The 23,792-nt window shown below is 60.5% G+C and carries 25 protein-coding genes and 1 pseudogene; 10 read left to right on the top strand and 16 right to left on the bottom strand.

The genetic code is table 11. The annotated features are described in order from the left end of the window. Positions 1 to 50: 50 nt before the first annotated feature. Both ACIQWP_RS03580 and ACIQWP_RS03575 read left to right on the top strand, forming a co-directional pair. On the top strand, positions 51 to 911 hold the full coding sequence (locus ACIQWP_RS03580) for a MurR/RpiR family transcriptional regulator (RefSeq protein ID WP_402782431.1): 861 nt from the start codon (positions 51 to 53) through the stop codon (positions 909 to 911). 229 nt (positions 912 to 1,140) lie between these two features. Continuing rightward, positions 1,141 to 1,917, top strand: a complete 777-nt coding sequence (locus ACIQWP_RS03575; protein WP_402782428.1) for an SDR family oxidoreductase — start codon at positions 1,141 to 1,143, stop codon at positions 1,915 to 1,917. 90 nt (positions 1,918 to 2,007) lie between these two features. Here ACIQWP_RS03575 and ACIQWP_RS03570 read toward each other — a convergent pair whose 3' ends face one another. The 7 genes from ACIQWP_RS03570 to ACIQWP_RS03540 all read right to left on the bottom strand — a co-directional run bounded on the left by ACIQWP_RS03570 (position 2,008) and on the right by ACIQWP_RS03540 (position 9,123). Next, a complete protein-coding gene (locus ACIQWP_RS03570) occupies positions 2,008 to 3,414 on the bottom strand; it encodes a purine-cytosine permease family protein (protein WP_402782425.1) in 1,407 nt (468 codons plus the stop codon). A 168-nt stretch (positions 3,415 to 3,582) separates the two neighbouring features. Continuing rightward, positions 3,583 to 4,440, bottom strand: a complete 858-nt coding sequence (gene nadC / locus ACIQWP_RS03565; RefSeq protein WP_402782422.1) for a carboxylating nicotinate-nucleotide diphosphorylase — start codon at positions 4,438 to 4,440, stop codon at positions 3,583 to 3,585. A gap of 1 nt (position 4,441) precedes the next feature. Next, complete coding sequence (locus ACIQWP_RS03560; protein WP_402782419.1) at positions 4,442 to 5,983, bottom strand: L-aspartate oxidase; 1,542 nt, start codon at positions 5,981 to 5,983, stop codon at positions 4,442 to 4,444. Continuing rightward, a complete protein-coding gene (nadA, locus tag ACIQWP_RS03555) occupies positions 5,980 to 6,951 on the bottom strand; it encodes a quinolinate synthase NadA (protein WP_402782416.1) in 972 nt (323 codons plus the stop codon). The genes ACIQWP_RS03560 and nadA overlap by 4 nt, the downstream gene beginning before the upstream one ends. Before the next feature lie 69 nt (positions 6,952 to 7,020). Continuing rightward, a complete protein-coding gene (locus ACIQWP_RS03550) occupies positions 7,021 to 7,920 on the bottom strand; it encodes an NrtR DNA-binding winged helix domain-containing protein (protein WP_402782413.1) in 900 nt (299 codons plus the stop codon). A gap of 139 nt (positions 7,921 to 8,059) precedes the next feature. After that, complete coding sequence (locus ACIQWP_RS03545; protein ID WP_402782410.1) at positions 8,060 to 8,272, bottom strand: hypothetical protein; 213 nt, start codon at positions 8,270 to 8,272, stop codon at positions 8,060 to 8,062. Positions 8,273 to 8,430: 158 nt separating this feature from the next. Continuing rightward, positions 8,431 to 9,123: a GntR family transcriptional regulator gene (locus ACIQWP_RS03540; RefSeq protein ID WP_402782407.1), complete on the bottom strand. Its 693-nt coding sequence runs from the start codon at positions 9,121 to 9,123 to the stop codon at positions 8,431 to 8,433. A 131-nt stretch (positions 9,124 to 9,254) separates the two neighbouring features. Here ACIQWP_RS03540 and ACIQWP_RS03535 point away from each other — a divergent pair, with 131 nt between their 5' ends. From ACIQWP_RS03535 to ACIQWP_RS03515, 5 genes are read left to right on the top strand one after another with little or no spacing between them, the layout of a single operon-like run. Next, positions 9,255 to 10,259, top strand: a complete 1,005-nt coding sequence (locus tag ACIQWP_RS03535; protein ID WP_402782404.1) for an ABC transporter substrate-binding protein — start codon at positions 9,255 to 9,257, stop codon at positions 10,257 to 10,259. Positions 10,260 to 10,310: 51 nt separating this feature from the next. Continuing rightward, positions 10,311 to 11,126, top strand: coding sequence for an ABC transporter ATP-binding protein (locus tag ACIQWP_RS03530; protein ID WP_402782401.1), 816 nt, complete (start codon positions 10,311 to 10,313; stop codon positions 11,124 to 11,126). 3 nt (positions 11,127 to 11,129) lie between these two features. Then, positions 11,130 to 11,993, top strand: coding sequence for an ABC transporter permease (locus ACIQWP_RS03525; RefSeq protein WP_402782398.1), 864 nt, complete (start codon positions 11,130 to 11,132; stop codon positions 11,991 to 11,993). 55 nt (positions 11,994 to 12,048) lie between these two features. Beyond that, positions 12,049 to 13,785, top strand: coding sequence for an L-arabinonate dehydratase (gene araD / locus ACIQWP_RS03520; protein WP_402782395.1), 1,737 nt, complete (start codon positions 12,049 to 12,051; stop codon positions 13,783 to 13,785). A 19-nt stretch (positions 13,786 to 13,804) separates the two neighbouring features. Next, positions 13,805 to 14,530, top strand: a complete 726-nt coding sequence (locus tag ACIQWP_RS03515) for a ribonuclease activity regulator RraA (protein ID WP_402782392.1) — start codon at positions 13,805 to 13,807, stop codon at positions 14,528 to 14,530. A 51-nt stretch (positions 14,531 to 14,581) separates the two neighbouring features. On the opposite strand, the gene ACIQWP_RS03510 is transcribed toward ACIQWP_RS03515, so the two are convergent. Both ACIQWP_RS03510 and recX read right to left on the bottom strand, forming a co-directional pair. Further along, positions 14,582 to 15,157 carry a DUF922 domain-containing Zn-dependent protease gene (locus tag ACIQWP_RS03510; protein WP_402782738.1) on the bottom strand — a complete coding sequence of 192 codons (576 nt, stop codon included), beginning with the start codon at positions 15,155 to 15,157 and terminating at the stop codon, positions 14,582 to 14,584. A gap of 104 nt (positions 15,158 to 15,261) precedes the next feature. Beyond that, a complete protein-coding gene (recX, locus tag ACIQWP_RS03505) occupies positions 15,262 to 15,798 on the bottom strand; it encodes a recombination regulator RecX (RefSeq protein ID WP_402782389.1) in 537 nt (178 codons plus the stop codon). A 259-nt stretch (positions 15,799 to 16,057) separates the two neighbouring features. Between recX and ACIQWP_RS03500 the strand changes: the two genes are divergently transcribed. After that, positions 16,058 to 17,089 (top strand): aldo/keto reductase, encoded by a 1,032-nt coding sequence (locus tag ACIQWP_RS03500; RefSeq protein ID WP_402782386.1) that lies wholly within the window; start codon positions 16,058 to 16,060, stop codon positions 17,087 to 17,089. Between the two features lie 80 nt (positions 17,090 to 17,169). On the opposite strand, the gene ACIQWP_RS03495 is transcribed toward ACIQWP_RS03500, so the two are convergent. Continuing rightward, the gene (locus ACIQWP_RS03495) at positions 17,170 to 18,204 is read right to left on the bottom strand and encodes an aldo/keto reductase (protein WP_402782383.1); all 1,035 of its coding nucleotides are present in this window, start codon (positions 18,202 to 18,204) and stop codon (positions 17,170 to 17,172) included. A 93-nt stretch (positions 18,205 to 18,297) separates the two neighbouring features. Between ACIQWP_RS03495 and ACIQWP_RS03490 the strand changes: the two genes are divergently transcribed. After that, complete coding sequence (locus ACIQWP_RS03490; protein ID WP_402782380.1) at positions 18,298 to 19,200, top strand: LysR family transcriptional regulator; 903 nt, start codon at positions 18,298 to 18,300, stop codon at positions 19,198 to 19,200. A gap of 59 nt (positions 19,201 to 19,259) precedes the next feature. Here ACIQWP_RS03490 and ACIQWP_RS03485 read toward each other — a convergent pair whose 3' ends face one another. The 6 genes and pseudogenes from ACIQWP_RS03485 to ACIQWP_RS03460 form a co-directional block, all read right to left on the bottom strand. Next, on the bottom strand, positions 19,260 to 19,919 hold the full coding sequence (locus ACIQWP_RS03485) for a peroxiredoxin (protein WP_402782377.1): 660 nt from the start codon (positions 19,917 to 19,919) through the stop codon (positions 19,260 to 19,262). A gap of 115 nt (positions 19,920 to 20,034) precedes the next feature. Then, positions 20,035 to 20,619, bottom strand: a complete 585-nt coding sequence (locus ACIQWP_RS03480) for an RBBP9/YdeN family alpha/beta hydrolase (protein ID WP_402782374.1) — start codon at positions 20,617 to 20,619, stop codon at positions 20,035 to 20,037. Positions 20,620 to 20,684: 65 nt separating this feature from the next. Next, entirely contained in the window at positions 20,685 to 20,855 is a 171-nt protein-coding gene (locus ACIQWP_RS03475) for a hypothetical protein (protein WP_402782371.1), read from the bottom strand. Positions 20,856 to 20,914: 59 nt separating this feature from the next. Beyond that, entirely contained in the window at positions 20,915 to 21,475 is a 561-nt protein-coding gene (gene msuE, locus ACIQWP_RS03470; protein WP_402782368.1) for an FMN reductase, read from the bottom strand. Positions 21,476 to 21,845: 370 nt separating this feature from the next. Beyond that, positions 21,846 to 21,968, bottom strand: a pseudogene (locus ACIQWP_RS03465) (porin); the annotation flags it as partial. An 18-nt stretch (positions 21,969 to 21,986) separates the two neighbouring features. Beyond that, on the bottom strand, positions 21,987 to 22,367 hold the full coding sequence (locus ACIQWP_RS03460) for a pore-forming ESAT-6 family protein (protein WP_402782365.1): 381 nt from the start codon (positions 22,365 to 22,367) through the stop codon (positions 21,987 to 21,989). 399 nt (positions 22,368 to 22,766) lie between these two features. Between ACIQWP_RS03460 and ACIQWP_RS03455 the strand changes: the two genes are divergently transcribed. Next, a complete protein-coding gene (locus ACIQWP_RS03455) occupies positions 22,767 to 23,762 on the top strand; it encodes an ABC transporter substrate-binding protein (protein WP_402782362.1) in 996 nt (331 codons plus the stop codon). The last annotated feature ends 30 nt before the right edge of the window (positions 23,763 to 23,792 follow it).

Genomic DNA, 23,792 nt, shown 5'->3' with positions numbered 1-23,792 from the left:
GGCTCGCTCGTGTCGACGGGTAAAACGGCCTCGATGGCTCGAAGGGACAAATGTCGATCTTAAAGAAAATCAGTGCGCAGCTCGAAAGCATGGCCCCCGCCGATCGCCAGATCGGGCAATTCATCATCGACAATCCGGACCAGATGTTGCGCCTGTCCTCGGCGGCTCTGGCTGTCGAAACTGGCCGCAGCCAGTCGAGCGTCGTCAAGTTCAGCCAGAAACTCGGTTATGCCGGCTATCAGGAATTGAAACTTGCCGTCAGCGAGGCCAAGGCACAGGAATGGCAGGCGCCCGCCGGCATGATCCACGGCACGATCGAAGTGGGTGATGGCTATCTCACGATCCTGCAGAAGCTGCTCGGCAGCAAGATGCAGGCCATGCAGCAGACCATCTCGGTCAACAACGAAGCCGATATCGAAAAAGCGCTGGAAGCGCTACATGACGCCCGGCGCATCCATCTCGCGGGTGTCGGCGCCTCGTCGCTGGTGGCGCGCGATTTTTCCTATAAGCTGATGAAGCTCGGGCGCAACGTGCTGCATGACAGCGACAGCCATGTACAGATGGCCAACGCATCGACCTTGGGTCCGCACGACCTGCTCTTTGCGCTCTCCTATTCCGGCGCCAGCATCGAGACGCTGCGGATCGCGGAACTGGCAAGCCAGCGTCAGGCAACCGTCATTGCCGTCACCGGTCTACAGGACAACCCGCTTTCCCGCGTCGCCGATATCCGCCTTCACACCGTCGGCGATGAGGATCGCGTCCGCTCCTCGGCGATCACCGCCCGCGATGCGCAGCTGATGCTGACTGACCTACTGTTCATCCTGCTGGTGCAGCGTCAGCCCGACGCGAACGACTATGTGCATAACAGCGAGACGGCCGTTTCCGTATTGAAGGCCAAGCGTCTCTCGTAGGCAGAGTTCCGGTTAGTGCCATTCCAGTCACCAAGCTGTGAGGACGGCTGGCCTGTACTGCGATGGTTTCGGGACGTAGCTTTGCGCCGCCTAGAGCCGGATGATTTTAGGTCGAATCGACCTAAAATCTGAATCCGCTCTAGAATCAAGGAAGTAGAGCATGATGTCCTCCGAAAACCGCTCACACTTTTCGGCATCATGCTCTAGCAAATCATACCGGAGAGATTCCATGGACCTTGGCCTCAAGGATAAAGTCGTTCTCATCACAGGCGGTTCGAAAGGCATCGGTTTTGCCTGCGCCGAGCTATTCCTGCAGGAGGGCGCGCGGGTCGCGATCTGTTCGCGCTCGCAAGTCAATATCGATGCCGCGCTCTCCAGGCTTCCCGACGCACGCGGCTATGCCGCCGATCTGATTTCCGATGAACAGGCGCTCACGGTCGTTGACAAGGTCGAGGCAGAAATCGGCCCGATCGATATCCTCGTCAACAGCGCCGGTGCCGCGGCGCGCACGCCGGCGGACGAGCTGACCCCCGCCATCTGGCGCGCTGCGATGGATGCGAAGTATTTCTCCTACATCAATGTGATCGATCCCGTCATCAAGCGCATGGGCGCTCGCGGATCGGGCGCTGTGATCAATGTCATCGGTAATGGCGGCAAGATCGCCTCGCCGGTGCATTTGGCCGGTGGATCGGCCAATGCTGCCCTGATGCTTGCAAGCGTCGGGCTTGCCAATGCCTATGCCGGCAGGGGCGTGCGTGTCGTCGGCCTCAATCCGGGCCTCACGGAAACGGATCGTGTCGCCGAAGGCCTGAAGGCGGCCGCCAAACTGGCCGGCTCGACGGAAGAACAGGCCCTTGCCGATGCCCTGAAACGCATCCCGATCGGCCGCATGGCCGATCCGGCCGACATCGCCAATGTCGTCGCCTTCCTGAGCTCGGCCAAGGCAGGCTACGTCACCGGCGTCGTCATCAGCATGGATGGCGCGCAGGTGCCGGTCATCGTCTGAACCTACGGCGGCCTTCGGCCTTGACCTCGCCCGCGGAGACGGCCGGTGACCTGCAAGGGTAACCGGTCCGAGATCCGTCAAACCGCTCCGCTAGCCTTGGGCTGTGACTTCCAGGATCATTTCGCTTGGCGCGACCTTCGCGTTGCGCTGCAAGACATAGTAGACGAGGCTGGTCACGATCAGGCTGACGGCCCATGAAATATCGGCGTCATTGAGCGCGACTGCAATCGGCCCTTCGTAGAGCGGCTGATTGAGAAACGGTATCTGCACGACGACACCAAGGACATAGCATCCCAACGCCGTCCAATTGTAGGCGCCGTAGCGGCCCGCTGCATCATAAAGGGCGGGAATATCCACCTTCTCCTTGGAGATCAGATAGTAGTCAACGAGATTGATCGCGCTCCATGGGACGAAAACCGCCAACAGCATCAAGACGAAATTCTTGAACGCCGACAGGAAGTCGGAGCTTGCGAGGACGGCGATCAGCACCGATAGAACAACGAACCCGATGATGTAGGCCGCCCTTGCACCCCTGGAAATCCGGGTCTGATTGCTGAACGAGGTAAAGGTCGTAAGGATTGCCATGAAGCCGCCATAAGCGTTCAGGCAATTGATCGTCAGCTTTCCGCAGATAATGACGATATAAACGAGAACGGCGCCTTGTCCGGCCAGGGTTCCAAGGAAACCAACCTGGTTCGAAAGGAATTTTGCACCAAGCGCTGCGACAAGCACGCCGAACGTCATGGCGAGCTGCGAGGCGATCGCCGAACCGAACAGCGTGTACAGGAACGCCTTCCCGCCCGATGTCGAGGACGGAAGATAGCGAGAATAGTCGGCAACATAGGGCGCGTAGGTCAGCTGCCATCCGGCCGAGAGGGAGACGGCCAGCAGGAAGGTCGCGACCGTTGCCGGCTTTTGGCCGAAGGCCGATTGAACATCGTACTGATGGAACAGCTGGTAGGCCAAATAAGCAAAGCCAAGGATGCTGATGACCGTGGCGATCCGCCCCATGATATGGATCACCTTATAGCCGACGAGCGCGATCACGGTGCTGAGCACGCCGAAAATCACCATGCCGACAGCCGGATTGGAAGCGCCAAGCAGAAGGTTCATGGCCTGGCCGGCGAGCACCGTCCCTGTCGCGGCGAAGCCCAGATACATCAAAATGACCAGAAGCAACGGCAAGGTTGCGCCCCTGACCCCGAACTGGGCACGGCTGCTGATCATCTGCGGCAACCCAAGGCGAGGTCCTTGCGCGGAATGGAGGGCCATCACGATCCCTCCGAGGATGTTGCCGACGGCAAGGCCCACGATCGCGGTCATTGCCTCCGCTCCGAACACGACGGCGAGTGCGCCGTCCAGCACCGCCGTGATCTGCAAGTTCGCTCCGAACCAGAGTGTGAATTGATCTCGTGGGAAACCGTGTCGCTCGCTCTCCGGTATCCTGTCTATGGTTCTGCGCTCGGCGAATCCGTCGCCGGTTTTGACACCGCTCATCCTGTGCTCCTCCTGGGGGAATTCGGTACTCACGCACCAATCTATACAGAGGCAGGCGCTCTTTTGTATATACATTTTACCCCATTCAGATTGCCGCTAGCGACTTGGCTTCGCGAGTTTCGCCCTTGCTGTTGCAACAAGATCGCCGCAACGTCTGCGTCTGGCGCCTCAGGCTGTCGCCTTCCAGTCCAGCCCGATATCGAGCGTGGGTGCGCTATGCGTCAGCCAGCCGACGGATATGAGATCGACACCGGAAGCGGCGATGGCGGCAGCGGTTATAGGGGTAATGCGGCCGGAGGCTTCGGTGATCGCCCGACCGCCAACGATATCGACCGCAGCACGCAATTGATCAGGCGTCATGTTGTCAAGCAATACGGCATCGACGCCCTCCTGCATCGCCTCGCGAAGCTGCGCCAGCGTATCCACCTCGACTTCGATCTTGACCATGTGGCCCACGCCCGCCTTCGCACGGCGGATGGCCTCGGCAATGCCGCCGGCAATGGCGACATGATTGTCCTTGATCAGCACGGCGTCATAAAGCGCGAAGCGATGGTTCATGCCGCCGCCGGCGCGCACGGCGTATTTCTCGAGCGCCCGGAGACCCGGCGTCGTCTTGCGCGTACAGACGATCGAGGCCTTCGTACCGGCAATCGCCTCGACAATGCCGCCGGTCACGGAGGCGATACCGGAGAGATGGCCGAGGAAATTGAGCGCGGTGCGCTCCGCCGTCAATAGGCCGCGTGACGGCCCCTCGATCGTCGCGATGACGTCGCCAGCGCCGACCTTCGTTCCATCGGGCACATGCCGGGTCATGACGATGGCGGGATCGACGAGCCGGAAGGCGAGCTCGGAGGCATCGAGGCCGGCGACCACGCCCGGCTGGCGGGTCACCATCGCAACGCGGGAGCGATGCTCCGCGGGGATGACGGCCGTGGATGTGACGTCGCCGGCAAGGCCGAGATCTTCGACCAGTGCATTGCGCACCAGCGGCTCGACGATCAGGCGCGGGAGGGGAGCGAGGCTCATATCAGGCACTCCTTGCGATGGAATGGGGGATGACGGACCTGGCGATATCCAGGGCATCGGTCAGATTCATCATACGGCGCTGAGCATGATGCAGCTTGAGCGGAAAATCCGTGCGGGCATGGGCGCCGCGAGACTCCATTCTGAGACTTGCAAAGACGGCGATCAGCAGGGCCACCAGCGCAGGATCGGTCGCCGGCCCTTCACTTTCGCAAAGTGGCAGCAGTGCCGCGATCGCCCCATGGATGGCGCCGCCATTGCGCAGCACGCCGAGATGCCGTGACACGATCAACCGGACGAGCGTCAGGTCTGGCACGAAAGTCCCGGGAACATGGTTCGGCAATCTTGTCGGGTTTGCGTTCGTGCCCGCAATATCGCGCGCCGCCCGCATGCCCATGACCGCGGCCTCCAGCAGGGAATTGCTGGCAAGACGATTGGCGCCGTGCAGGCCGGTGGAACCCGCCTCGCCCACGACCCAGAGGCCAGGAACGGAACTGCGGCCATTCTCGTCGGTCGCCACACCGCCCATGTGATAGTGGACAGCCGGACGCACTGGTATGGGATCGCTCGCCGGGTCGACGCCCGCCTCGCGGCAAAGGGCTTCGATGACCGGAAAGCGTGCGGCAAAGCGATTGCCGAGCGCGTTTCGAGCATCGAGGAATACTTTGCCGCCGCGAGCGATTTCGGCGCTGATGGCACGCGCAACGACATCGCGCGGCGCAAGCTCGGCGCCTTCGATGCCCGCCATGAAGCGCTCGCCGCTTTCATTGACGAGAAGCGCACCCTCGCCACGAACCGCTTCGCTGACAAGCGCCTGCGGGCGTCGACGGCTATCGAGCGCCGTCGGATGGAATTGCACGAACTCCATGTCTGCAAGCAGCGCCCCAGCGCGCGCCGCAAGAGCAATCCCCTGCCCGAAATTGCCGACCGGATTGGTGGTGGCATCGAAGAGGCCACCGATACCGCCCGTGGCAAGGACGATGCGCGAGGATTGCAGCACGACGCTGCCGTTGTCGGTCAGGCAAAGAAGGCCGGCGACCCGATCGCCATCCAGCAACAACCGTTGCGCCTGATAACCCTCCAGCACCGTGATCGACGGCGTGCGGGCAACCGCCTCGCCAAGCGCCCGGACGATGGCCGCACCCGAGCCATCACCCTTGGAATGGGCGATGCGCCGCAGCGAATGCGCGGCTTCAAGGCCGAGAGACAGTTCACCAGCATCATCGCGATCGAACTCGACGCCGGCACGCTCCAGGGCCGCGATGGCAGCAGGCGCTTCCGCGACGATCCTCGCCGCTACCTTCGCGTCGCAAAGCCCGTCCCCGGCCGCAAGCGTATCGGCGAGATGCAGGGCGGCACTATCACCCTTACCGAGACTGGCGGCAATGCCGCCTTGCGCCCAGGCGCTCGAGGTCTCGGTACCGATCAGCGCGCGAGTGACGATCACGGTCGGTTCCGGCGCCAGCGTCAGCGCCGTCATCAGCCCTGCAAGGCCGCTGCCGACGATGACGATACGATCGCTCAATTCTTCGAGAATCTCGCTCATATCGCCAGCATCCTTTCGACCGCGCGACGGGCGTCGGCGGCAATGGCAGGATCGATCGTCACCTCATGCCGCCCCTCTTCCAATGCCTTGCGGATATTGCCGAGCGTGATGCGCTTCATATGCGGGCAGAGATTGCAGGGGCGGATGAACTCCACATCCGGATGATGCACGGCGACGTTGTCGCTCATCGAACATTCGGTCAGAAGCACCACGCGCGACGGGCGCTTCTTGCCGACATAGTCGGACATGACGGCGGTCGAGCCGGCGAAATCCGCGGCCTCGACGACATCGGGCGGGCATTCCGGGTGAGCAAGCACGGTCACGCCGGGATAGTTCTCGCGCAGCTGGCGGATATCATCTGCCGTAAAGAGCTCGTGAACCTCGCAATGCCCATGCCAGGCGATGAGCTCGACATTGGTCTCGCGCGCCACATTGCGCGCCAGATATTCGTCCGGCAGCATCAATACCTTCGGCACGCCGAGCGATTCCACCACTTGCCGCGCGTTGCCCGAGGTGCAGCAGATATCGGAGGCAGCCTTCACAGCCGCCGAGGTGTTGACATAGGTAACGACGGGAACGCCGGGATGGGCCTGGCGCAGCAGGGCAATATCCTCGGGCGTGATCGATTCCGCCAGCGAGCAGCCGGCCTCCATATCGGGAATCAGAACCGTCTTTTCAGGGTTCAGCAGCTTCGCCGTCTCGGCCATGAAATGCACCCCGGCAAGGACGATGATGTCGGCATCGACGTCCACGGCCTTGCGGGCAAGCGCCAGGCTGTCGCCGACGATATCGGCAACGCCGTGGAAGATTTCCGGCGTCTGGTAGTTATGGGCGAGAATGACGGCGTTGTGCCGTCGCTTCAATTCGAGGATCGCCTCGACGTCATCCTGAAACGTCAGCCATTCGGCTTTCGGGATAACGCGGCTGACGCGCTCGTAAAGGGAAGATGCGGATACGGGAAGATTCATGACCGGCTCCTTATTATACTCACTTTGAGTATATCATGCGCAAATAGATATTCTCGCTATGAGCATATGTCAATTGCGGGAGAGCGGTAATTTCGTTCCGGAGAATTCGCGTTCTTCGAGTACGGCGCGGCGGAAGCGGAAGAGCTTGGCAGGGCGCCCGCCGGTTTCGCTTTCGGTGCCGCCTGTTTCTTCGACCAGCTCCTGTTGCTCGATCAGCCGGCGAAAATTCTGCTTATGCAGCGTCAGGCCCGCTAGAGCCTCCACGGTTTTCTGCAATTGCAGCAGCGTGAAGTTCTCCGGCATGAGCTCGAAGACGACGGGGCGGTATTTGATCTTGGCCCTGAGCCGCGCCATGCCAGTTGCAAGGATGCGGCGGTGATCAGCAAACATCGACCTGCCGAAATTGTGCTTGAGATCGCAGCCCGCCTCGGCGACCAGACGTGCTTCGTAGAGCAATTCATAGCGCTGCAGGACGAGATCCTCGTTCCATGCGGCACCGTACAGACCGAAATCGAAATCGGCACGCCGGCGGCGCTGGCTGCGGCGCATCGCATCCTCATCGATCCAGTCTGTGAGACGAGCGGCAATGTCGTCGAGGATGGTCGGCCGGCCGCTTCGATGATCCTCCCAAGGAAGATATTCGTACCAGCCATGCCAGCCCGACATGCCGCCGGGTGCGGCCTGCTCGCGCACCAGGCCCAGATAGCTGATGGAAATCGTTCGACCGCCGAGAATTTCGTTGTTTCGATCGCGATCGGCAAACGTATAGAGCTGTTCCAGATAGCCGACAGGATGGGCCGTCTGATCCTGAACCCATTCGCGCAATCCGCTTTGCAGCGTGCGATGCCCAAGCTCGAACGGGCCGGATGGCAAGACATCCCCCGACCGTACCGTCATCACCCTTGGATCGCTGCCCGTGACGGCCGTCAAAACCGCGATCAGCTCGGCATGCGCAAGCCCGATGGTCAAGCGAACTCCATGATCTGTTTGCCCATGACCTTGTCGCACGAAGAGAGGCGCAAGCCAATCCGGGCGCTATCATGCTCCACATCTCAGCGTGGTTCGCCAGGCTGAGATGCCCAGTTCGAGACTGCCGATCACTAGAACTTTACTGCTGCGACGACAGCAGGCTTCTTCCCGCATCGGTGAGGACGACAAAGCCTTGTTCTCGTTCGACAAGACCGAGATCCAGAGCATCCTCCCAGATGGGCAGGCGAGGACAACTCGTCCGCCACGCATCCATGACTTCATGATAGGGCCGCGGACCAGCTTTCAGGAAAACCAGGAGATCAATGACAAGGGTATTGGGCGCTTCCAACATCACCTCCCTGAGTAGTGAGCTGGAAACATACACCCTCAGCGCGTCGCTGTCATGATGCGCTCGATGAATTTCGCCGGCCGGCCAGTCCCGGCGGCTCGACAATTGGCGGCGACAGTGATCCTTCGCTCACGCCGCAACTGATCCGACCGATTCTGCGCTTAGCGGCTTACATAGTCCGGATATTGTTCGCAGATCAGGTCGATGATCGACAAGGTGCCCGACAGGTGCCTGCGCAGTGCGGCAACGGCAGCTTGCGCATCAGCGGAGCGTACCGCATCGACCACGGCCTGATGATCGACGATGATCTGCTCAAGCTTGCCCGGCATTGGGAGGTTGAGCATGCGCAGCCGATCAAGATGCACGCTCTGGCGCCGGACCGTCGACCACAGACCGAGAATGCCGGCCCGCTCATAGAGAACGCGATGAAAATCCTTGTCGAGTACATCGAAGAGATCGTAGGTTTCCTGCGACACCACATGCTTCTGGCGGGCCAGGATACCCTCGAGAATCGCTGCCGTTTCCGCGGGCGACTCCGCCGCCAGCCTGCGAACCGCCTCCAATTCGATCGACAATCGCAGGAAATGCGCCTCGGTCGCGTTGCGAATATCGATCCGCGAAACGACGGTTGCATATTGCGGATAGACCTCGACCAGCCCCTCCTCCTCCAGCCGGATCAAGGCATCGCGCACGGGCGTCTGGCTGACGTTGAATTCGTTTTGCAGCGAGATGCGCGACAAGACCGTGGTCGGCGGCAAGCTCATGGAAAGAATGCGTGATCGCAGGATTTCCAGGATCTGCGGCGCGACCTGACGGGAACGATCCAGCGCGAATTCTTTCGGGTTGAGCTTCACTGGCGGCCTTTCTGATTGAGCATCTGAGCTCATTAAGCACAGTTTGGGGCTTGATGCACTGATACATTAGTGCTTTAGTGGCGCCAAGCCAACTGCCATTTCTCAAGAGTTGGATCAATGGGGAGGAATAAATGAGAGAGTTTCTTCGCTGTCTGACCGCGGTCGGCGCGATGTTCGCCGCCGCGCTTTCGGCCAATGCCGCTGAAAAGACCGATATTTCGATCACGCGGCAGCCGGGCATTCTCTATCTCGCCAGCCACGTCATGGAGACGCAGAAGCTGATCGAGAAACATGCGGCGGCCGATGGCCTGCAGGGTGTCAAAGTCGAGTGGCGCACCTTCAGCGGCGGCGGCGCACAGACCGATGCGCTGCTGTCAGGCAATGTCGACATCGTCAACACCGGCACCGGCAATCTGCTGCTGCTTTGGGATCGCACCAGAGGCAAGGTCAAGGGCATCGTCACCAATTCGGCCCAGCCTGTTATCATGGTCTCGCGCGATCCGCGCATCCAGTCGCTGAAGGACATCCAGCCTGGCGACAAGATCGCCGTGCCGACTGTCGGCGTCTCGACGCAGGCGATACTGCTGCAGATGGCCGCCGCGCAAATGTATGGCGACGACCAGGTGCACAAGTTCGATGCCAATACGGTTCAGCTCGGCCACCCCGACGCGATGGCGGCGCTTGCCAACCAGACACACGAAGTCAAGAACCACTTCTCCGCCCCGCCCTTCCAGTATCTGGAGCTGAAGCAGCCGGGCGTTCACAAGGTCGTCGATTCCCGCGACATCATCGGCGGCGAGCTGACCCAGGGCACCTTCTTCACCATGACCCAGTTTGCCAGTGCCAACCCCACCATCATCAAGGCGGTGCGCGAGGCGACGGCCGAAGCGATCGATTTCATCAAGAAGGACCCGAAGTCGGCGGTGGAGGCCTACAAGACTGTCAGCGGCGACAAGACAAGCGTCGACGATCTGCTGGCGATCCTCAACGAGCCACATATGATGGAATTCCGCATGGACCCGCAGGGAACCATGAAATTCGCGGCCCATCTCTACAAGACCGGCGTACTGAAAACCATGCCCAAGGCCTGGACCGACTACTACCTGCCGGAAGCAGCCGATCTCAATGGCAACTGATGCCTGCCGGCGGCGTGAATGCCGCCTTCAAGCCACTCCTTGGAGGACCACATGCTTCAGGCAAAGCTCGCCGCGGACAAACCGACGGCAGAAACAGTGACTGCGAAGCCTCTGCTGAATGTCGAGAAGGTCACGCTGCGCTACAAGACGCCGAACCTATTGATTACCGCAACGGAAAACGTCAGCTTCTCGGTCTCCCAGTCCGATCGCTTCGTTCTCCTCGGACCTTCGGGTTGCGGAAAATCCACCCTGCTGAAGGCCATCGGTGGCTACATGACGCCGACGGCGGGCCGGATCGAGATCAAGGGGCAACCGATCAAAAAGCCCGGCGCCGACCGCATGATGGTCTTTCAGGAATTCGACCAGCTATTGCCCTGGAAGACCGTGCTGGAAAACGTCATGTTCCCGCTGACGACAGCCCGTCGCCTGCCGCGCAACGAGGCCGAGGCCATCGCTCGCGACTATATCGATAAGGTAAAGCTCACCCGCGCTGTCGACACCTATCCGCACATGCTGTCGGGTGGCATGAAGCAGCGTGTCGCGATTGCCCGCGGCATGGCGATGCAGCCTGATATTCTCTTGATGGACGAGCCGTTCGCGGCGCTCGATGCCCTCACCCGCCGCCAGATGCAGGATGAACTGCTGCAGCTCTGGGAAGATACCCGTTTCACCGTCATCTTCGTCACCCATTCGATTGCCGAGGCGATCAAGATCTCCAACCGTATCCTGCTGCTGTCGCCGCATCCCGGCCGTGTCAAGGCCGAGGTCCGCGATGTGGAGGCTGTCCGCGACGATCCTGCGGCCGCCGCCAAACTGGAGCAGGAGATCCATCACATGCTATTTGCCGAGCAGGGACATAGGGAGTAAGCCATGAGCGCGCCGCAGATCATCCTTGCCCCTCAGACGACGGAAACCGCTGGTCATATCGCGGCCGTCGAGCAAAAGCTCGGCGCGATGGAGCTGCTTTGGCAGTCGGGTCTGTTTCGCAAATCCCTGCTGATCGTCGTGCTCGCCGTTGTCTGGGAAACCTATGCCCGGCATCTCGACAATCCGCTGCTGTTCCCCACGCTCAGCGACACGTTGACGGCCCTTTACGACCGCTTTGCCGACGGCGTCCTGCCGGCCCGCATCTGGACGACGCTAAAGATATTGGTGACGGGTTACGTCGCGGGAACGGTGCTCGCCGCCGTCCTGACGGTCGTTGCGATCAACACCCGTATCGGCACCGATTTTCTCGAAACGATGACGGCGATGTTCAATCCGCTGCCGGCCATCTCGCTACTGCCGCTCGCCCTCATCTGGTTTGGTCTGGGTCCGGCGAGCCTCGTCTTCGTGCTCATACACTCCGTCCTCTGGGCCGTCGCGCTCAATACCCATGCCGGCTTCCTCGGCGTCTCCCGCACTTTGCGCATGGTCGGCGCGAATTATGGGCTGACTGGCATTTCCTATGTCTTCCGCATCCTGATTCCCGCCGCCTTCCCCTCCATTCTCACCGGATTGAAGATCGGCTGGGCCTTCTCGTGGCGAACGTTGATCGCCGCCGAGCTCGTCTTCGGCGTGTCCTCCGGCCAGGGTGGTCTTGGCTGGTTCATCTTCGAAAACCGCAATCTCCTCGACATACCCTCGGTCTTTGCCGGCCTGCTGACTGTGATCGTCATCGGGCTTATTGTCGAAAACCTGGTTTTCCAGACGATCGAGCGCCGCACCCTGCTAAAGTGGGGCATGAAGGAATGAACAGGCACACGGACTTATCTCTTCGACCAACATTCGGATACAAGGCGCAGATACAATGAACAACAGGAAGAAGCCTCAGGACCTACGCAGCGCCAGATGGTTCGCGCCAGACGATCTTAGAAGCTCGGGGCATCGCTCGCGCACCATGCAGATGGGCTATGCGCCCGAGGAATGGGCGGACAAGCCTGTTATCGCCATCCTCAACACCTGGTCCGACGCCAATCCTTGTCACGCCCATTTCAAGCATCGCGTCGAGGATGTTAAACGCGGCATCCTGCAAGCTGGCGGCTTTCCGCTGGAACTGCCCGCCCTGTCTCTATCGGAAAGCTATGTGAAGCCGACGACCATGCTCTATCGCAACATGCTCGCGATGGAGGCTGAAGAGCTTCTGCGCTCGCACCCGGTTGACGGCGCCGTACTGATGGGCGGCTGCGACAAGACCACGCCCGGCCTCGTCATGGGCGCGCTCTCCGCGGGGCTACCGATGATCTATCTGCCGGCCGGGCCGATGCTGCGCGGCAATTATCGCGGCGAATATCTGGGCTCCGGTTCCGATGCCTGGAAATTCTGGGACGAACGCCGCGCCGGCACCATTTCGGAGAAGGAATGGGTCGATGTCGAGGCTGGTATCGCCCGCTCCTACGGTCACTGTATGACCATGGGCACGGCCAGCACGATGACGGCGATCGCCGAGGCGCTCGGCCTTACCTTGCCCGGCGCCAGCTCCATACCCGCACCGGATGCCAATCACATCCGGATGTCCTCGGCTGTCGGCCGCCGGATCGTCGAGATGGTCTGGGAAGATCTCGTTCCCTCCAAAATCGTCACGCAAGCTGCGGTCAATAATGCCGTTGCTGTCGCGATGGCGACGGGCTGTTCCACCAATGCCGTCGTCCACCTGATCGCCATGGCGCGGCGAGCCGGCACCAATCTCTCGCTCGACGATCTCGACAGAGCCGGCCGCACGACGCCGGTGCTCGCCAATATCAGGCCGACCGGCAAGGCCTATCTGATGGAGGATTTCTACTACGCCGGCGGTCTGCGCGCGCTGATGTCGAAGCTTTCCTCCAAACTCGACCTTTCGGCACTCACCGTATCCGGCGTCACCCTCGGCGAAACGCTGGAAGGCGCCAAATGCTACAATGACGATGTCATCCGCTCGCTCGACAATCCGGTCTATCATGAGGGGTCGCTCGCGGTTTTGAAGGGCAACCTGGCGCCAACGGGCGCGGTCATCAAACCGGCTGCCTGCGACCCGCGCTTCCATAAGCATCAGGGGCCGGCGCTGGTGTTCGACACCTATCCGGAGATGAAGGCGGCGGTGGACGATGAAAATCTCGATATCACGCCTAACCACGTCATGGTGCTGCGCGGCGCCGGGCCGCAGGGTGGTCCCGGCATGCCGGAATGGGGCATGCTGCCGATCCCCAAGGCACTCTTGAAGCAAGGTCATCGCGATATGCTCCGCCTCTCCGACGCCCGCATGAGCGGCACCAGCTACGGCGCCTGCATCCTGCACGTCTCGCCTGAATCCTACGTCGGCGGTCCACTGGCGTTGCTGCGCAACGGCGATATCATTCGTCTCGATCTGGAAGCACGGCGCATCGACATGCTTGTCGACGAGGACGAGCTGCAGCGACGCCGCGATGCCTGGGTCAAACCTGCGGAAAAATTCGGCCGCGGCTATGGCTGGATGTTCTCTCGCCATGTGGCGCAGGCCGATACCGGCTGCGACTTCGACTTCCTGGAAACCAGCTTCGGCCCGACACCAGGCGAACCCGACATCTATTGATCGCACAAGGATATATCGCATGAGCAATTACGTACTAAGCAACGAGACACGCGACAAGCTGATGGGCGTCGCAACACCAACCATCGCTACAGCCCTTTTCCGACGCGGCCTGCGCAACCAGTTTATCCAGGATGTGCGGCCGCTCTCGCCGAAGAAGGCGAACATGGTCGGCCAGGCCTTCACGCTGCGCTATATTCCGGCGCGCGAAGACTTGAACACGCTGGAAGTCTTCCGTAACCCGGAGCATCCACAACGCGCCGCCGTCGAGCAATGCCCTCCCGGTTTCATTCTGGTCATGGACAGCCGCAAGGATGCGCGCGCCGCTTCGGCGGGCTCGATCCTGATCTCGCGGCTGCAGGTGCGCGGCGTGGCCGGTGTCGTCACCGATGGCGGTTTTCGCGATAGCCCGGAAATCGCCGCCCTCGATATCCCCTCTTATCATCACCGCCCGTCGGCTCCGACAAACCTGACGCTGCATCAGGCCATCGAGATCAACGGCCCGATCGGCTGCGGCGACGTTGCCGTTTTCCCGGGCGACGTTCTCGTTGGCGACAATGAGGGCGTCATCGTCATTCCCGCCCATATCGCCGATGAGATCGCCACCGAGACGGTGGAGATGACGGCCTATGAGGATTTCGTTACCGAAGAGGTCATGAACGGCGCCACCATCATCGGCCTCTATCCGGCGACCAGCGACGCGCCGAAACTCAAATTCGCCGAATGGCGGAAGCAGAAGGGTCGCTGAGGCTTATCAGGCAAGCGCAGCCCGTCGCAAGCGACGAACTGCGCTCAAGACCTATTCTTCCCTGACAAGCTTCAGAACAAGCTGCTGGAGGTTGCCGCCGTCGCTGAATTCAACCTTGTCGAAATCGACGTTGCGTTGCCGTTCTCTCTTGGAAATTTCCCCCAGCCGCTTCGTCAATTCCACGCGAATCTTGCTGCATTTCGGATCGTCAGGCACCGAGAAGCCGACACTCATGGCCTCGATTTCCTTGACCATATCCTTGATATAGCCGCCATGCACCCGCTCATGCGCCTCGACGCCGGTGATGAACTTCTGCCAGCTTCCGCGCGTTGAAGCCGGCAACTGTGCCGAAGGCTTCGGCAAGGTGTAGGTGATGATCACCTTGGGAATGTTGACGGTGATCGTGCAGGCGCCATCCGGCTGCGGCTCGTACTTGCGGGTCCAGGTCAGCTTGAAATCGGTATGGGCGATCGCCCTCACCTTGGGTCCGAGCAACGGACCGCGCTCGCCGATCGAATCGTAGAGTTCGGCGCCAGAGGTTCCGGTAATTGCATAGGTCTTGATGATCTCGACCGGCTTCCATTCCGCAAGTGCCGCCGCAGGCCAAAAGGCGATGCACATCGCCATTATACGCAACGCAATATCTGATTTCACGAATTTCCCCATGCACACAACAGCCAAGCGCGGCAGGCTAGCCGGTGACTTCGGCTATTTCAATGAGAACCGAAGCCTCAGAACGCAGAGCTTGACTGCAACACTTCCTCGGCGTCTTCTCGCTCCATATCGAAAACGAGTTTGCCGATGGCGAAGCTGAAACCGTTGCGAGCGAAGGCGGACAGCTCCTTTGATTTGCGCTTCTCGTCGAGATCGACACGGCGAAAAGGTCCAAAGCCACGTTTCCTGGCAAAGATGACGGCGGAATGGAGATCATCGACCTCGCCTACCACCGCAACGACGGTTTCGCCACCAATGCCTTTGGATGCAAGTTTAAAGGCGATGGCTTTCTTCGACTTGCCGGAGCGAACTGCCGAGCGCGTGCTGATCTCGGCATAGGCGACATCGTCGAGCACCTTCAGCTCATAGGCGAATTTGACGGCAAAATCGGCCAGTGCCTTGATCTGGGTTTCGCTGATATCCGCGAACTTCTGTTTTGCCTTCTTGGCGATGGCGTCGAACAGCTGCTTCTCGGTCATCATCCGGCGTTCAAGGCGATAGATGGTGGAGTTGCGCGCCCAGGAGAGCATGCGGCTTGTCGGCGTTTCATCCATGAAGGAGGGCATTCGGCGCAAGAGGAATCATCAGGCATGAATTTTACGCGAGCCAAGCCACCCAGGCAACGAATGCCCTTGGTAATCATGGGATGATTGGCTATGGTATCGACGTGGCCATGGCGCTCAAGCGTCTGTCGCCACACCTCATCGACGGTGGAGGCCGTCTCAAGCACGATATTGCTATGGATTACGGAGCCCGCGGCTCTCCCGGCCGCTTTGCCGATCAGGCACCAGTGCTCCGTCAGAGGAGACAGAAATGGATTATCGCAAGCTCGGCCCAAGCGGGGCCGTCGTCACAGCCTATTGTCTTGGCACCATGACCTTCGGCGCCGAAGCCGACGAAGCCGCATCGCATAAATTGCTGGACGACTATTTCGCCTGGGGTGGAAATTTCATCGACACCGCCGACGTCTACAGCGCCGGCAAATCGGAAGAGATCATCGGGCGCTGGTTGAAAGCACGTCCGACCGAGGCACGGCAAGCCGTCGTCGCCACCAAGGGCCGCTTTCCGATGGGCAACGGCCCGAACGACATCGGCCTCTCGCGCCGTCATCTGGGGCAAGCCTTGGACGACTCGCTACGTCGGCTCGGCATCGACCACATCGATCTCTACCAAATGCATGCCTGGGACGCACTGACCCCGATCGAAGAAACGCTGCGCTTTCTCGACGACGCCGTGCGCGCCGGCAAGATCGGCTATTATGGCTTCTCCAACTATGTCGGCTGGCACATCGCCAAGGCGGCCGAGATCGCCAAGGCGCGCGGATACACGCGTCCGGTGACGCTGCAGCCGCAATACAGCCTGCTCGCCCGCGATATCGAACTTGAGATCGTCGACGCCTGCCTGGATGCCGGCATGGGCCTGCTGCCCTGGTCACCCCTCGGTGGCGGCTGGCTGACCGGCAAATACAAGCGCGACGAGATGCCGACAGGTGCCACCCGGCTTGGCGAGAACCCCAACCGCGGCAGCGAATCCTATGCGCCGCGCAACGCCCAAGAGCGGACCTGGGCAATCATCGCTGCCGTGGAGGAGATCGCCAAGTCACGCGGCGTCAGCATGGCGCAGGTGGCGCTTGCCTGGACGGCGGCGCGGCCGGCGGTGACCTCCGTCATCCTCGGCGCCCGCACGCGGGAGCAGCTTGCGGACAATCTGGGCGCCGCCAAACTGACGTTGTCGGAGGCGGAAATGAACAGGCTGAACGAGATCAGCGCGCCGCAACCCGCAGCCTATCCCTATGGTGAGAGCGGCAGGAACCAGCGCCACCGCAAGATGGAAGGCGGCCGCTAAGACGAATTTGGCGGCGGAAAGACTGCTCCGCCGCCAATTTTCTCTTTCTTCCAATACCGGAGACGCGCAAGTGTCTCTGCTCAGACCAGCGGTGGATTGAGCCTGGCGAATCCTTCCTGCCGCCGATACGGAAAATAGGGATAGGGCGCGGTCGCGACGCTCACGCGGTCCAGCTTTTCGATCTGCTCCTTGGAAAGCGTCCAGCCCACCGCACCGAGATTCTGTCGCAATTGCTCTTCGTTGCGCGCGCCGATGATGATGCTCGACACCGTCGGGCGGCTCAAGAGCCAGTTGATCGATATCTGCGGCACGCTCTTGCCGGTTTCGCCAGCAATCTCGTCCAGCACTTCAACGATATCGAACAGCTTTTCGTCGTCGACCGGCGGTCCGAAGGTTGCGGTCTCGTGCAGACGGCTTTTCTCCGGCAGCGGCTGGCCGCGACGGATCTTGCCCGTCAGCCTCCCCCACGCAAGCGGGCTCCAGACCAGGGCGCCGACGTTCTGATCCGCCCCCAGCGGCATCAGCTCCCATTCATAGTCGCGCCCCGCAAGCGAATAGTAGACCTGATGGGCGACGTGGCGCGCATAGGAATGCTGGTCTGAGATAGCGAGCGATTTCATGAGCTCCCAGCCGGCAAAATTCGATGCGCCGATGTAGCGGATCTTGCCCGCCTTCACGAGGCTGTCGAGCGTGGAGAGCGTCTCCTCGATCGGCGTCGAGGCATCGAAGGCGTGCAGCTGCAACAGGTCGATATAATCAGTGCCGAGACGGCGTAGGGCAGCGTCGACCGACTTGATCAACCGGGAACGCGAGTTACCCCAGTCGGCCGGTCCATCTCCCATCGGCAATGCGGTCTTGGTCGAAATCAATACCGCATCGCGCCGGCCTTTGATTGCCTCACCGAGGACTTCTTCCGAGGCACCGGCCGAATAGACATCGGCGGTATCGAAGAGATTGACGCCCGCCTCGAGGCAGATATCGACGAGACGCCGTGCCTCCGTCGCATCCGTGGAGCCCCAGGCGCTGAAGAGCGGCCCGCTGCCGGCAAAAGTGCCGGCTCCAAAGCTGAGCACGGGCACTCTCAAGCCGGAAGCACCAAGGTTTCTGTAATCCATCGTCTGTCTCCTTTGCTTTCCTCAATAGATAGACGCCCCACCTCGGTTGATATAGATTGCCGGAAAGAAATTTATTTGTGATTTTAATTCATCATGAGTCGACAAGACATCAATCGTTCCGGTGAAATGGAGGTCTTCGTTCGCGCCGTGGAGCTTGGAGGCTTCACCGCAGCCGCCAAAGCCTGCCGCATGACACCTTCGGCCGTCAGCAAACTCGTCGCGAGGCTGGAAAAACGCCTCGGCGCGCGTCTCATCAACCGCTCCACAAGACGACTACAGCTGACGCCCGAGGGCTGCACCTTCTTTGAACGCAGCGTCGCGATCCTCGCGGATATCGCCGAGGCCGAACGCCATGCCTCGGCGGGAGAGCAGGTTGCAGGGCATATTCGCATCAATACCAGCGGCTCCTTCGGCAACCACGTGCTGGCCCCGCTCGTCCCCACTTTCATGGCGCTCTATCCGGACGTCTCGCTCGAAGTCTTCCATACCGACAGGGTCGTGGACCTGATGGAGGAGCGCGCCGACGTCGCAATCCGCACCGGACCGCTGAAGAGCTCCAGATTGACGGCGCGCAAGCTTGGAACGACACGAAAAATGATCGTCGCCTCGCCGGATTACCTGCGGCGGCATGGCGAACCTCGTTCTGCCGCCGAGCTTGAAAAGCATTGCCGTATAGGCTTTGCCTATTCCCGGGCCATCGAAGGCTGGCCCCTGCGGCTTGGCAGCGAAACCAGGACAATCCCTGTGGCACGCAGCCTGCAGGCGGGAGACGGCGAAGCGATGCGCCATCTGGCGCTTGCGGGCGCGGGCATGGCGCGCCTTGCGGCCTTCACCATCAAATCGGATGTCGAAGCCGGCCGCCTGCGGCCGGTACTGGAAGACCTCAACCCCGGCGATGTCGAGGAATTCTACGCTGTTTACATCGGCCAGGGCGGCCCCCTGCCGGCGCGCGTGCGGGCACTTCTCGAGTTCCTACGCGAGAACGTCAAGTTATGAAAAGCGATGCGGCCCGGAGGCCGCATCGTATGAACTGGTAGCCGTGCCATGGCTGCCCATTAGGCGGTCGGCTGGCGGGTCTTGCGCAGATAGGGCAGCACTGTATCGAACGAGCCGAAACGCGTAATTGCATCTTCGTTGGAGACGGCGGCGGTGATGATGACGTCCTCGCCCTGCTGCCAGTTCGCCGGGGTTGCGACCTGATGCCTGGCCGTCAACTGGATCGAGTCGATCGCACGGAGAATTTCGCCGAAGTTGCGGCCCGTGGTCATCGGATAGGTGAGGATCAGCTTGATCTTCTTGTCGGGGCCGATGACGAAGACCGAGCGAACCGTGGCGTTGTCGGCCGGCGTCCGCCCTTCCGAACTTTCGCCGGCACCAGCCGGCAGCATGTCGTAGAGCTTGGCGACCTTGAGATCCTTGTCGCCGATCAGCGGGTATTCGACTTCGAAGCCGGTTGCCGTCTTGATATCGCTCTTCCACTTGCTATGGCTTTCGACCGGGTCGACGGAAATGCCGATGACCTTGACGCCGCGCCCGGCGAATTCCTGCTCCAGGCCAGCCATCGCCCCGAGTTCGGTGGTGCAGACCGGCGTGAAGTTCTTTGGATGAGAGAACAGCACGGCCCAGCCACCGCCGATCCAGTCGTGGAACTGAATTTCGCCCTGCGTCGTCTCAGCGGTGAAATCGGGAGCAATATCGTTGATACGCAAACTCATTGTCTTACCTCCAAAAAAATCTGCCCCTCTGCCCACTTGGGATGGCGGCCGAGGGGCTGGATGAAAAAATCCGCCGCACAATGGCGTCGATTGTCCGATATGAAAAGCCCCTCTCTTAAATGGACGCTGCTATTGGCGCCGAAAATCCCTGCGGCCGGCGATGCCTGGCGCGCGCCTTCAGCATTTCGAGAAAACCGTAGCCGCTTGGCCAGCGCCCGAAGCCACTGGCGATGTTGATGTGCCCGGCAAGGCCGATATTGCGGACATCGGAATTCCAGAGCCGCCCGAACATCGTGAGACGATCGAGGGTCATATAGATATCGTTCAGGCTTCCGACCGTCATGCTCGGGAAAGGCAGCGCTTGCGTTGGCATCGTGCCGAAGGAAAGATGTCCGACATGCAGGGTTTCGGTCGCCGGAATATCGCATGGCGCGACAAGCAGCGCGCCTTTGACCCTGCGCGCCGCCGGACGGCCGGCCAATCTCGCCGTCAGGACACAGCCGAGGCTGTGTGCGACGATATAGGCCTCGCCGGCCTCTTCCAGCGCAGCCTCCAGCTTTTCCATCCACCTGCCGACATTGGGAAAATCCCAGTCGTCCTGCTCGACAAGCCGAACGTCGGGATGATCCTGCAGCCAATAGCGCTGCCAGTGCCCCTCACCCGAGCCAAAAAGGCCAGGCACGATCAATATTCTGGTCATGGAAGCCTCACGAGGAATAGCGATTGAATGCACAGCTCGCGACAGGAAATCAAAGGCGCGTCCCTTCAGTACCAGGGCGCTGGCGTGGTGCACCAGTAATAGATCTCATAGTCACGAGCAGAGAGCTCTCGCTCGGCAGGCCCGAACCGATCGACAGGTTGGACGCGCGCATCCGCTTGCTGCAACGCGCGGCCGGCAAAAATCGTCTTCAGGCGGTTGATGACATTCCATTTCATGTTACCCTCCATTCCATTGACAAATCCGTGACACATGGATGCAATCGTCCATCAAGCCATCATTCAGCGGCGGCAAGCGCCACGACGGGGTGCCGGAAGAAAGCTGAGAGTTCACCCACGACTTCATTGATCCGGTTGGCGAGCGGCTCCGACGAGACCTTGTAATCGGTGAAATCGCGATCCGACGCATAGACGGCGGTCGGCAGCGTATGCGCCATGAAGAAGCCGAAGAGCGGCCGCAGCTGATGTTCCACCATCAGCGCATGCCTGTCTCCGCCGCCGGTCGCGGTGATGATGATCGGCTTGGCGCGCAGCTCGTGCGGATCGATGAGATCGATCAGATGCTTGAACAGTCCGGGATAGGACCCCTTGAAGGTCGGAGAACCAATGATCAGCGCATCCGATGAGACGATTTCGTCAATCACGGCTTTCGCCTGACCGTCGAGATCCTTGCGCCACTGGGCAACGCCGAGGGACGGACCCACATCATGCAGATCGTAGACCTTGCTTGCGAAACCATATCGCTCGCTGGCGAGATCAGCGACGGTCTGGACCAGCGCGTAGGTCTTCGACGGCCGATTGAAGCTGCCGGCAATGCCGACAAGTTTGGGCGCGCTCATTCTCATCCCTTCCGAAATTCGTATGCATTTTCGACAATCCGAATATTGTCCATAAAAATAGTAGATTAAAAGGAACGACGATCTCTCAGAGCGCAGGAAAGGGAAAATCTCTTTCTACGCCTAGCCTGGTGGATGGGTCGGTGACAAATCTCGCCGGACCAAGGATTAGGTCCTTCACTCTTCTGGGGGGGTCACAGCGCGCACCGGCGCCGGCTTCAATCGGTCGACTTGCCTGCTCCTGGGCTATCCCGGCAGTCAGGCAAGCAGCGACATACCGATTGCCACATGTCCGGCTTGACGCTGAAGAGCTGAGCGGCCAATCCCGCACTCTTGCAATGAGCAATCTCAATTCGGGTTCGTAAGCGACCGCGGCATCGCAGATGCGAACGTATTCCAGCGGCTCCGGCTCAGCGGCGATCAAGCCGCCTGAAATTTCCGCCAGACTATCCGCTTCGCCAGCCCGATATTCCGCGAAAAGCTGCGACGGCTCCAGCCGCCGCAGCTTGACGTTTCACTTTGGTAGTTGCGCGCCAGCCTGCTTCACTGCGTTTGCAATGGCCTCGCAGAACTGCTTCTCGGTCACATTCTGTGCCTTCGTAACGGCCGCAAGATCCTGATTCACGCCCATGGCAGAGATCTTGCCCTTTTCGCCCTCTTGCTCGGCCTCATCGCTCTTTGCCGTGTCGGAAGGTGCCGGAATGAGCGCGATCATTTTGGTTTGGGTCTCGACGGCGGCTCCATCGATGTGGCCCGCATTCTGGCAGTATCTCAGTACGCCAAGCTGATTGCGCGCCGAATTATAAGCCAATTCCGTCTGGTCGCTTGATAGCTGCGCATAGGTTGGGGCGGCAAATCCGAATACCACGATGCCGGTTAGAATGATCTTCCGCATATGAAACTCCTGATTGCTTCAACATGCTGCGATGTATCCTCGATCGGGTCGAAGGCAATAGCGGCAAGAACCAGAAGAGGTCCCTCACCGGAGCGCATCCGCACTGGGGTCGGCGCCGACCACACCAAGCCCTCTGGCTCCTTGACCGGAGGCAACGCGCAGGTGACATCGATCGCATCCGGTCATTTCCTGTGGGAAAACTTGAAACTTCATGCGCCCAACACATGACCACGGGGTCGATGTGGCAGTAATCCGGATGCGTCCCGACCGCCTTGGCCGGTCGGGTCTGCCTCAGCGTAGGCTTTACGCGACCGGGGTATCGCAAGCGCGAAGGGAAAGGGCGACACGTTCGCCCGCGACATCCTTCGACAATAGCAACACAGGACCTGGAGGTCTTACATGAAGAAGCATATTGCTGCCGCCGTTTTCGCCGCAGCACTCTACACCTTTGCCGGCGCAGCACATGCCGATTGCGGCTCGGTCTCGATCGCCGAAATGAACTGGGCGTCGGCCGGCGTCGCGGCAAATGTCGACAAGATCATCCTCCAGGAAGGCTATGGCTGCTCGGTCGAACTCATGACGGGCGATACGCTGCCGACCTTTACCTCGATGAATGAAAAGGCCCAGCCCGACATCGCGCCAGAGCTCTGGATCAATGCGGTGCGCACGCCGCTGGATCAGGCCGTTTCCGAGGGCAGGCTCGTGATTGCGGCCGGCATTCTCTCCGATGGCGGCCAGGACGGCTGGTGGATTCCAAAGTTCCTGGCCGACGCCCATCCCGATATCAAGACCGTCCAGCAGGCTTTGGAACATCCGGAACTCTTCCCTGCAACGGACGATCCGAAAAAGGGCGTCATCTACAATTGCCCGCCCGGCTGGCAGTGCCAGGCGTCGCTCGGCAATCTCTTCAGGGCGCTCGACGGCGAGAAGAAGGGATTTGAAATCGTCGAGACCGGTTCTGCCGCCGCCCTTGACGGCACGATCGCCAATGCCTTCGAAAAGAAGACTGGCTGGCTCGGCTACTACTGGTCGCCGACATCAATCCTCGGCAAGTATCCGATGGTGCGTCTCTCTTTCGGTGTACCTCATGACAAGGCCGAATGGGATGCCTGCACATCGGTGATCGATTGCGCCAACCCGAAGATCAACTCCTACCCCGTCTCTGAAGTCTATACCGTCGTCACCAAGCAGTTTGCGGAAAAGGCCGGCGTTACCATGGACTATCTGAAGAAGCGGAAATGGCCGAATGATCTGGTGAACAGCATTCTTGCCTGGCAGACGGACAACCAGGGCACCAACGAAGACACCGCCCGATATTTCCTGAAGACCCATGAGGACATCTGGACGACTTGGGTGAGCCCGGACGTCGCCAAGAAGGTGAAGGCGTCCCTTTAAGGATTGGAACGTTGGCGGCGCGATGAGTGA

This window comes from Rhizobium sp. NPDC090279 (assembly GCF_044769665.1).
GTDB lineage: Bacteria > Pseudomonadota > Alphaproteobacteria > Rhizobiales > Rhizobiaceae > Rhizobium.
The sequence above is the reverse complement of the archived record's forward strand: the minus strand, read 5'-3'. Positions and strand labels throughout refer to the sequence as shown.

Coding starts and splice junctions, on each gene's coding strand:
- ACIQWP_RS03525 (WP_402782398.1), top strand. CDS start 11,130: ATGAGCGCGCCGCAGATCATCCTTGCCCCTCAGACGACGGAAACCGCT.
- ACIQWP_RS03475 (WP_402782371.1), bottom strand. CDS start 20,855: ATGAAATGGAATGTCATCAACCGCCTGAAGACGATTTTTGCCGGCCGC.
- ACIQWP_RS03500 (WP_402782386.1), top strand. CDS start 16,058: ATGGATTATCGCAAGCTCGGCCCAAGCGGGGCCGTCGTCACAGCCTAT.
- ACIQWP_RS03515 (WP_402782392.1), top strand. CDS start 13,805: ATGAGCAATTACGTACTAAGCAACGAGACACGCGACAAGCTGATGGGC.
- ACIQWP_RS03460 (WP_402782365.1), bottom strand. CDS start 22,367: ATGCGGAAGATCATTCTAACCGGCATCGTGGTATTCGGATTTGCCGCC.
- ACIQWP_RS03510 (WP_402782738.1), bottom strand. CDS start 15,157: ATGGCGATGTGCATCGCCTTTTGGCCTGCGGCGGCACTTGCGGAATGG.
- ACIQWP_RS03495 (WP_402782383.1), bottom strand. CDS start 18,204: ATGGATTACAGAAACCTTGGTGCTTCCGGCTTGAGAGTGCCCGTGCTC.
- ACIQWP_RS03455 (WP_402782362.1), top strand. CDS start 22,767: ATGAAGAAGCATATTGCTGCCGCCGTTTTCGCCGCAGCACTCTACACC.
- ACIQWP_RS03570 (WP_402782425.1), bottom strand. CDS start 3,414: ATGAGCGGTGTCAAAACCGGCGACGGATTCGCCGAGCGCAGAACCATA.
- ACIQWP_RS03535 (WP_402782404.1), top strand. CDS start 9,255: ATGAGAGAGTTTCTTCGCTGTCTGACCGCGGTCGGCGCGATGTTCGCC.
- msuE (WP_402782368.1), bottom strand. CDS start 21,475: ATGAGCGCGCCCAAACTTGTCGGCATTGCCGGCAGCTTCAATCGGCCG.
- ACIQWP_RS03485 (WP_402782377.1), bottom strand. CDS start 19,919: ATGAGTTTGCGTATCAACGATATTGCTCCCGATTTCACCGCTGAGACG.
- nadA (WP_402782416.1), bottom strand. CDS start 6,951: ATGAATCTTCCCGTATCCGCATCTTCCCTTTACGAGCGCGTCAGCCGC.
- ACIQWP_RS03575 (WP_402782428.1), top strand. CDS start 1,141: ATGGACCTTGGCCTCAAGGATAAAGTCGTTCTCATCACAGGCGGTTCG.
- recX (WP_402782389.1), bottom strand. CDS start 15,798: ATGGATGAAACGCCGACAAGCCGCATGCTCTCCTGGGCGCGCAACTCC.
- ACIQWP_RS03490 (WP_402782380.1), top strand. CDS start 18,298: ATGAGTCGACAAGACATCAATCGTTCCGGTGAAATGGAGGTCTTCGTT.
- ACIQWP_RS03560 (WP_402782419.1), bottom strand. CDS start 5,983: ATGAGCGAGATTCTCGAAGAATTGAGCGATCGTATCGTCATCGTCGGC.
- araD (WP_402782395.1), top strand. CDS start 12,049: ATGAACAACAGGAAGAAGCCTCAGGACCTACGCAGCGCCAGATGGTTC.
- nadC (WP_402782422.1), bottom strand. CDS start 4,440: ATGAGCCTCGCTCCCCTCCCGCGCCTGATCGTCGAGCCGCTGGTGCGC.
- ACIQWP_RS03480 (WP_402782374.1), bottom strand. CDS start 20,619: ATGACCAGAATATTGATCGTGCCTGGCCTTTTTGGCTCGGGTGAGGGG.
- ACIQWP_RS03530 (WP_402782401.1), top strand. CDS start 10,311: ATGCTTCAGGCAAAGCTCGCCGCGGACAAACCGACGGCAGAAACAGTG.
- ACIQWP_RS03545 (WP_402782410.1), bottom strand. CDS start 8,272: ATGTTGGAAGCGCCCAATACCCTTGTCATTGATCTCCTGGTTTTCCTG.
- ACIQWP_RS03580 (WP_402782431.1), top strand. CDS start 51: ATGTCGATCTTAAAGAAAATCAGTGCGCAGCTCGAAAGCATGGCCCCC.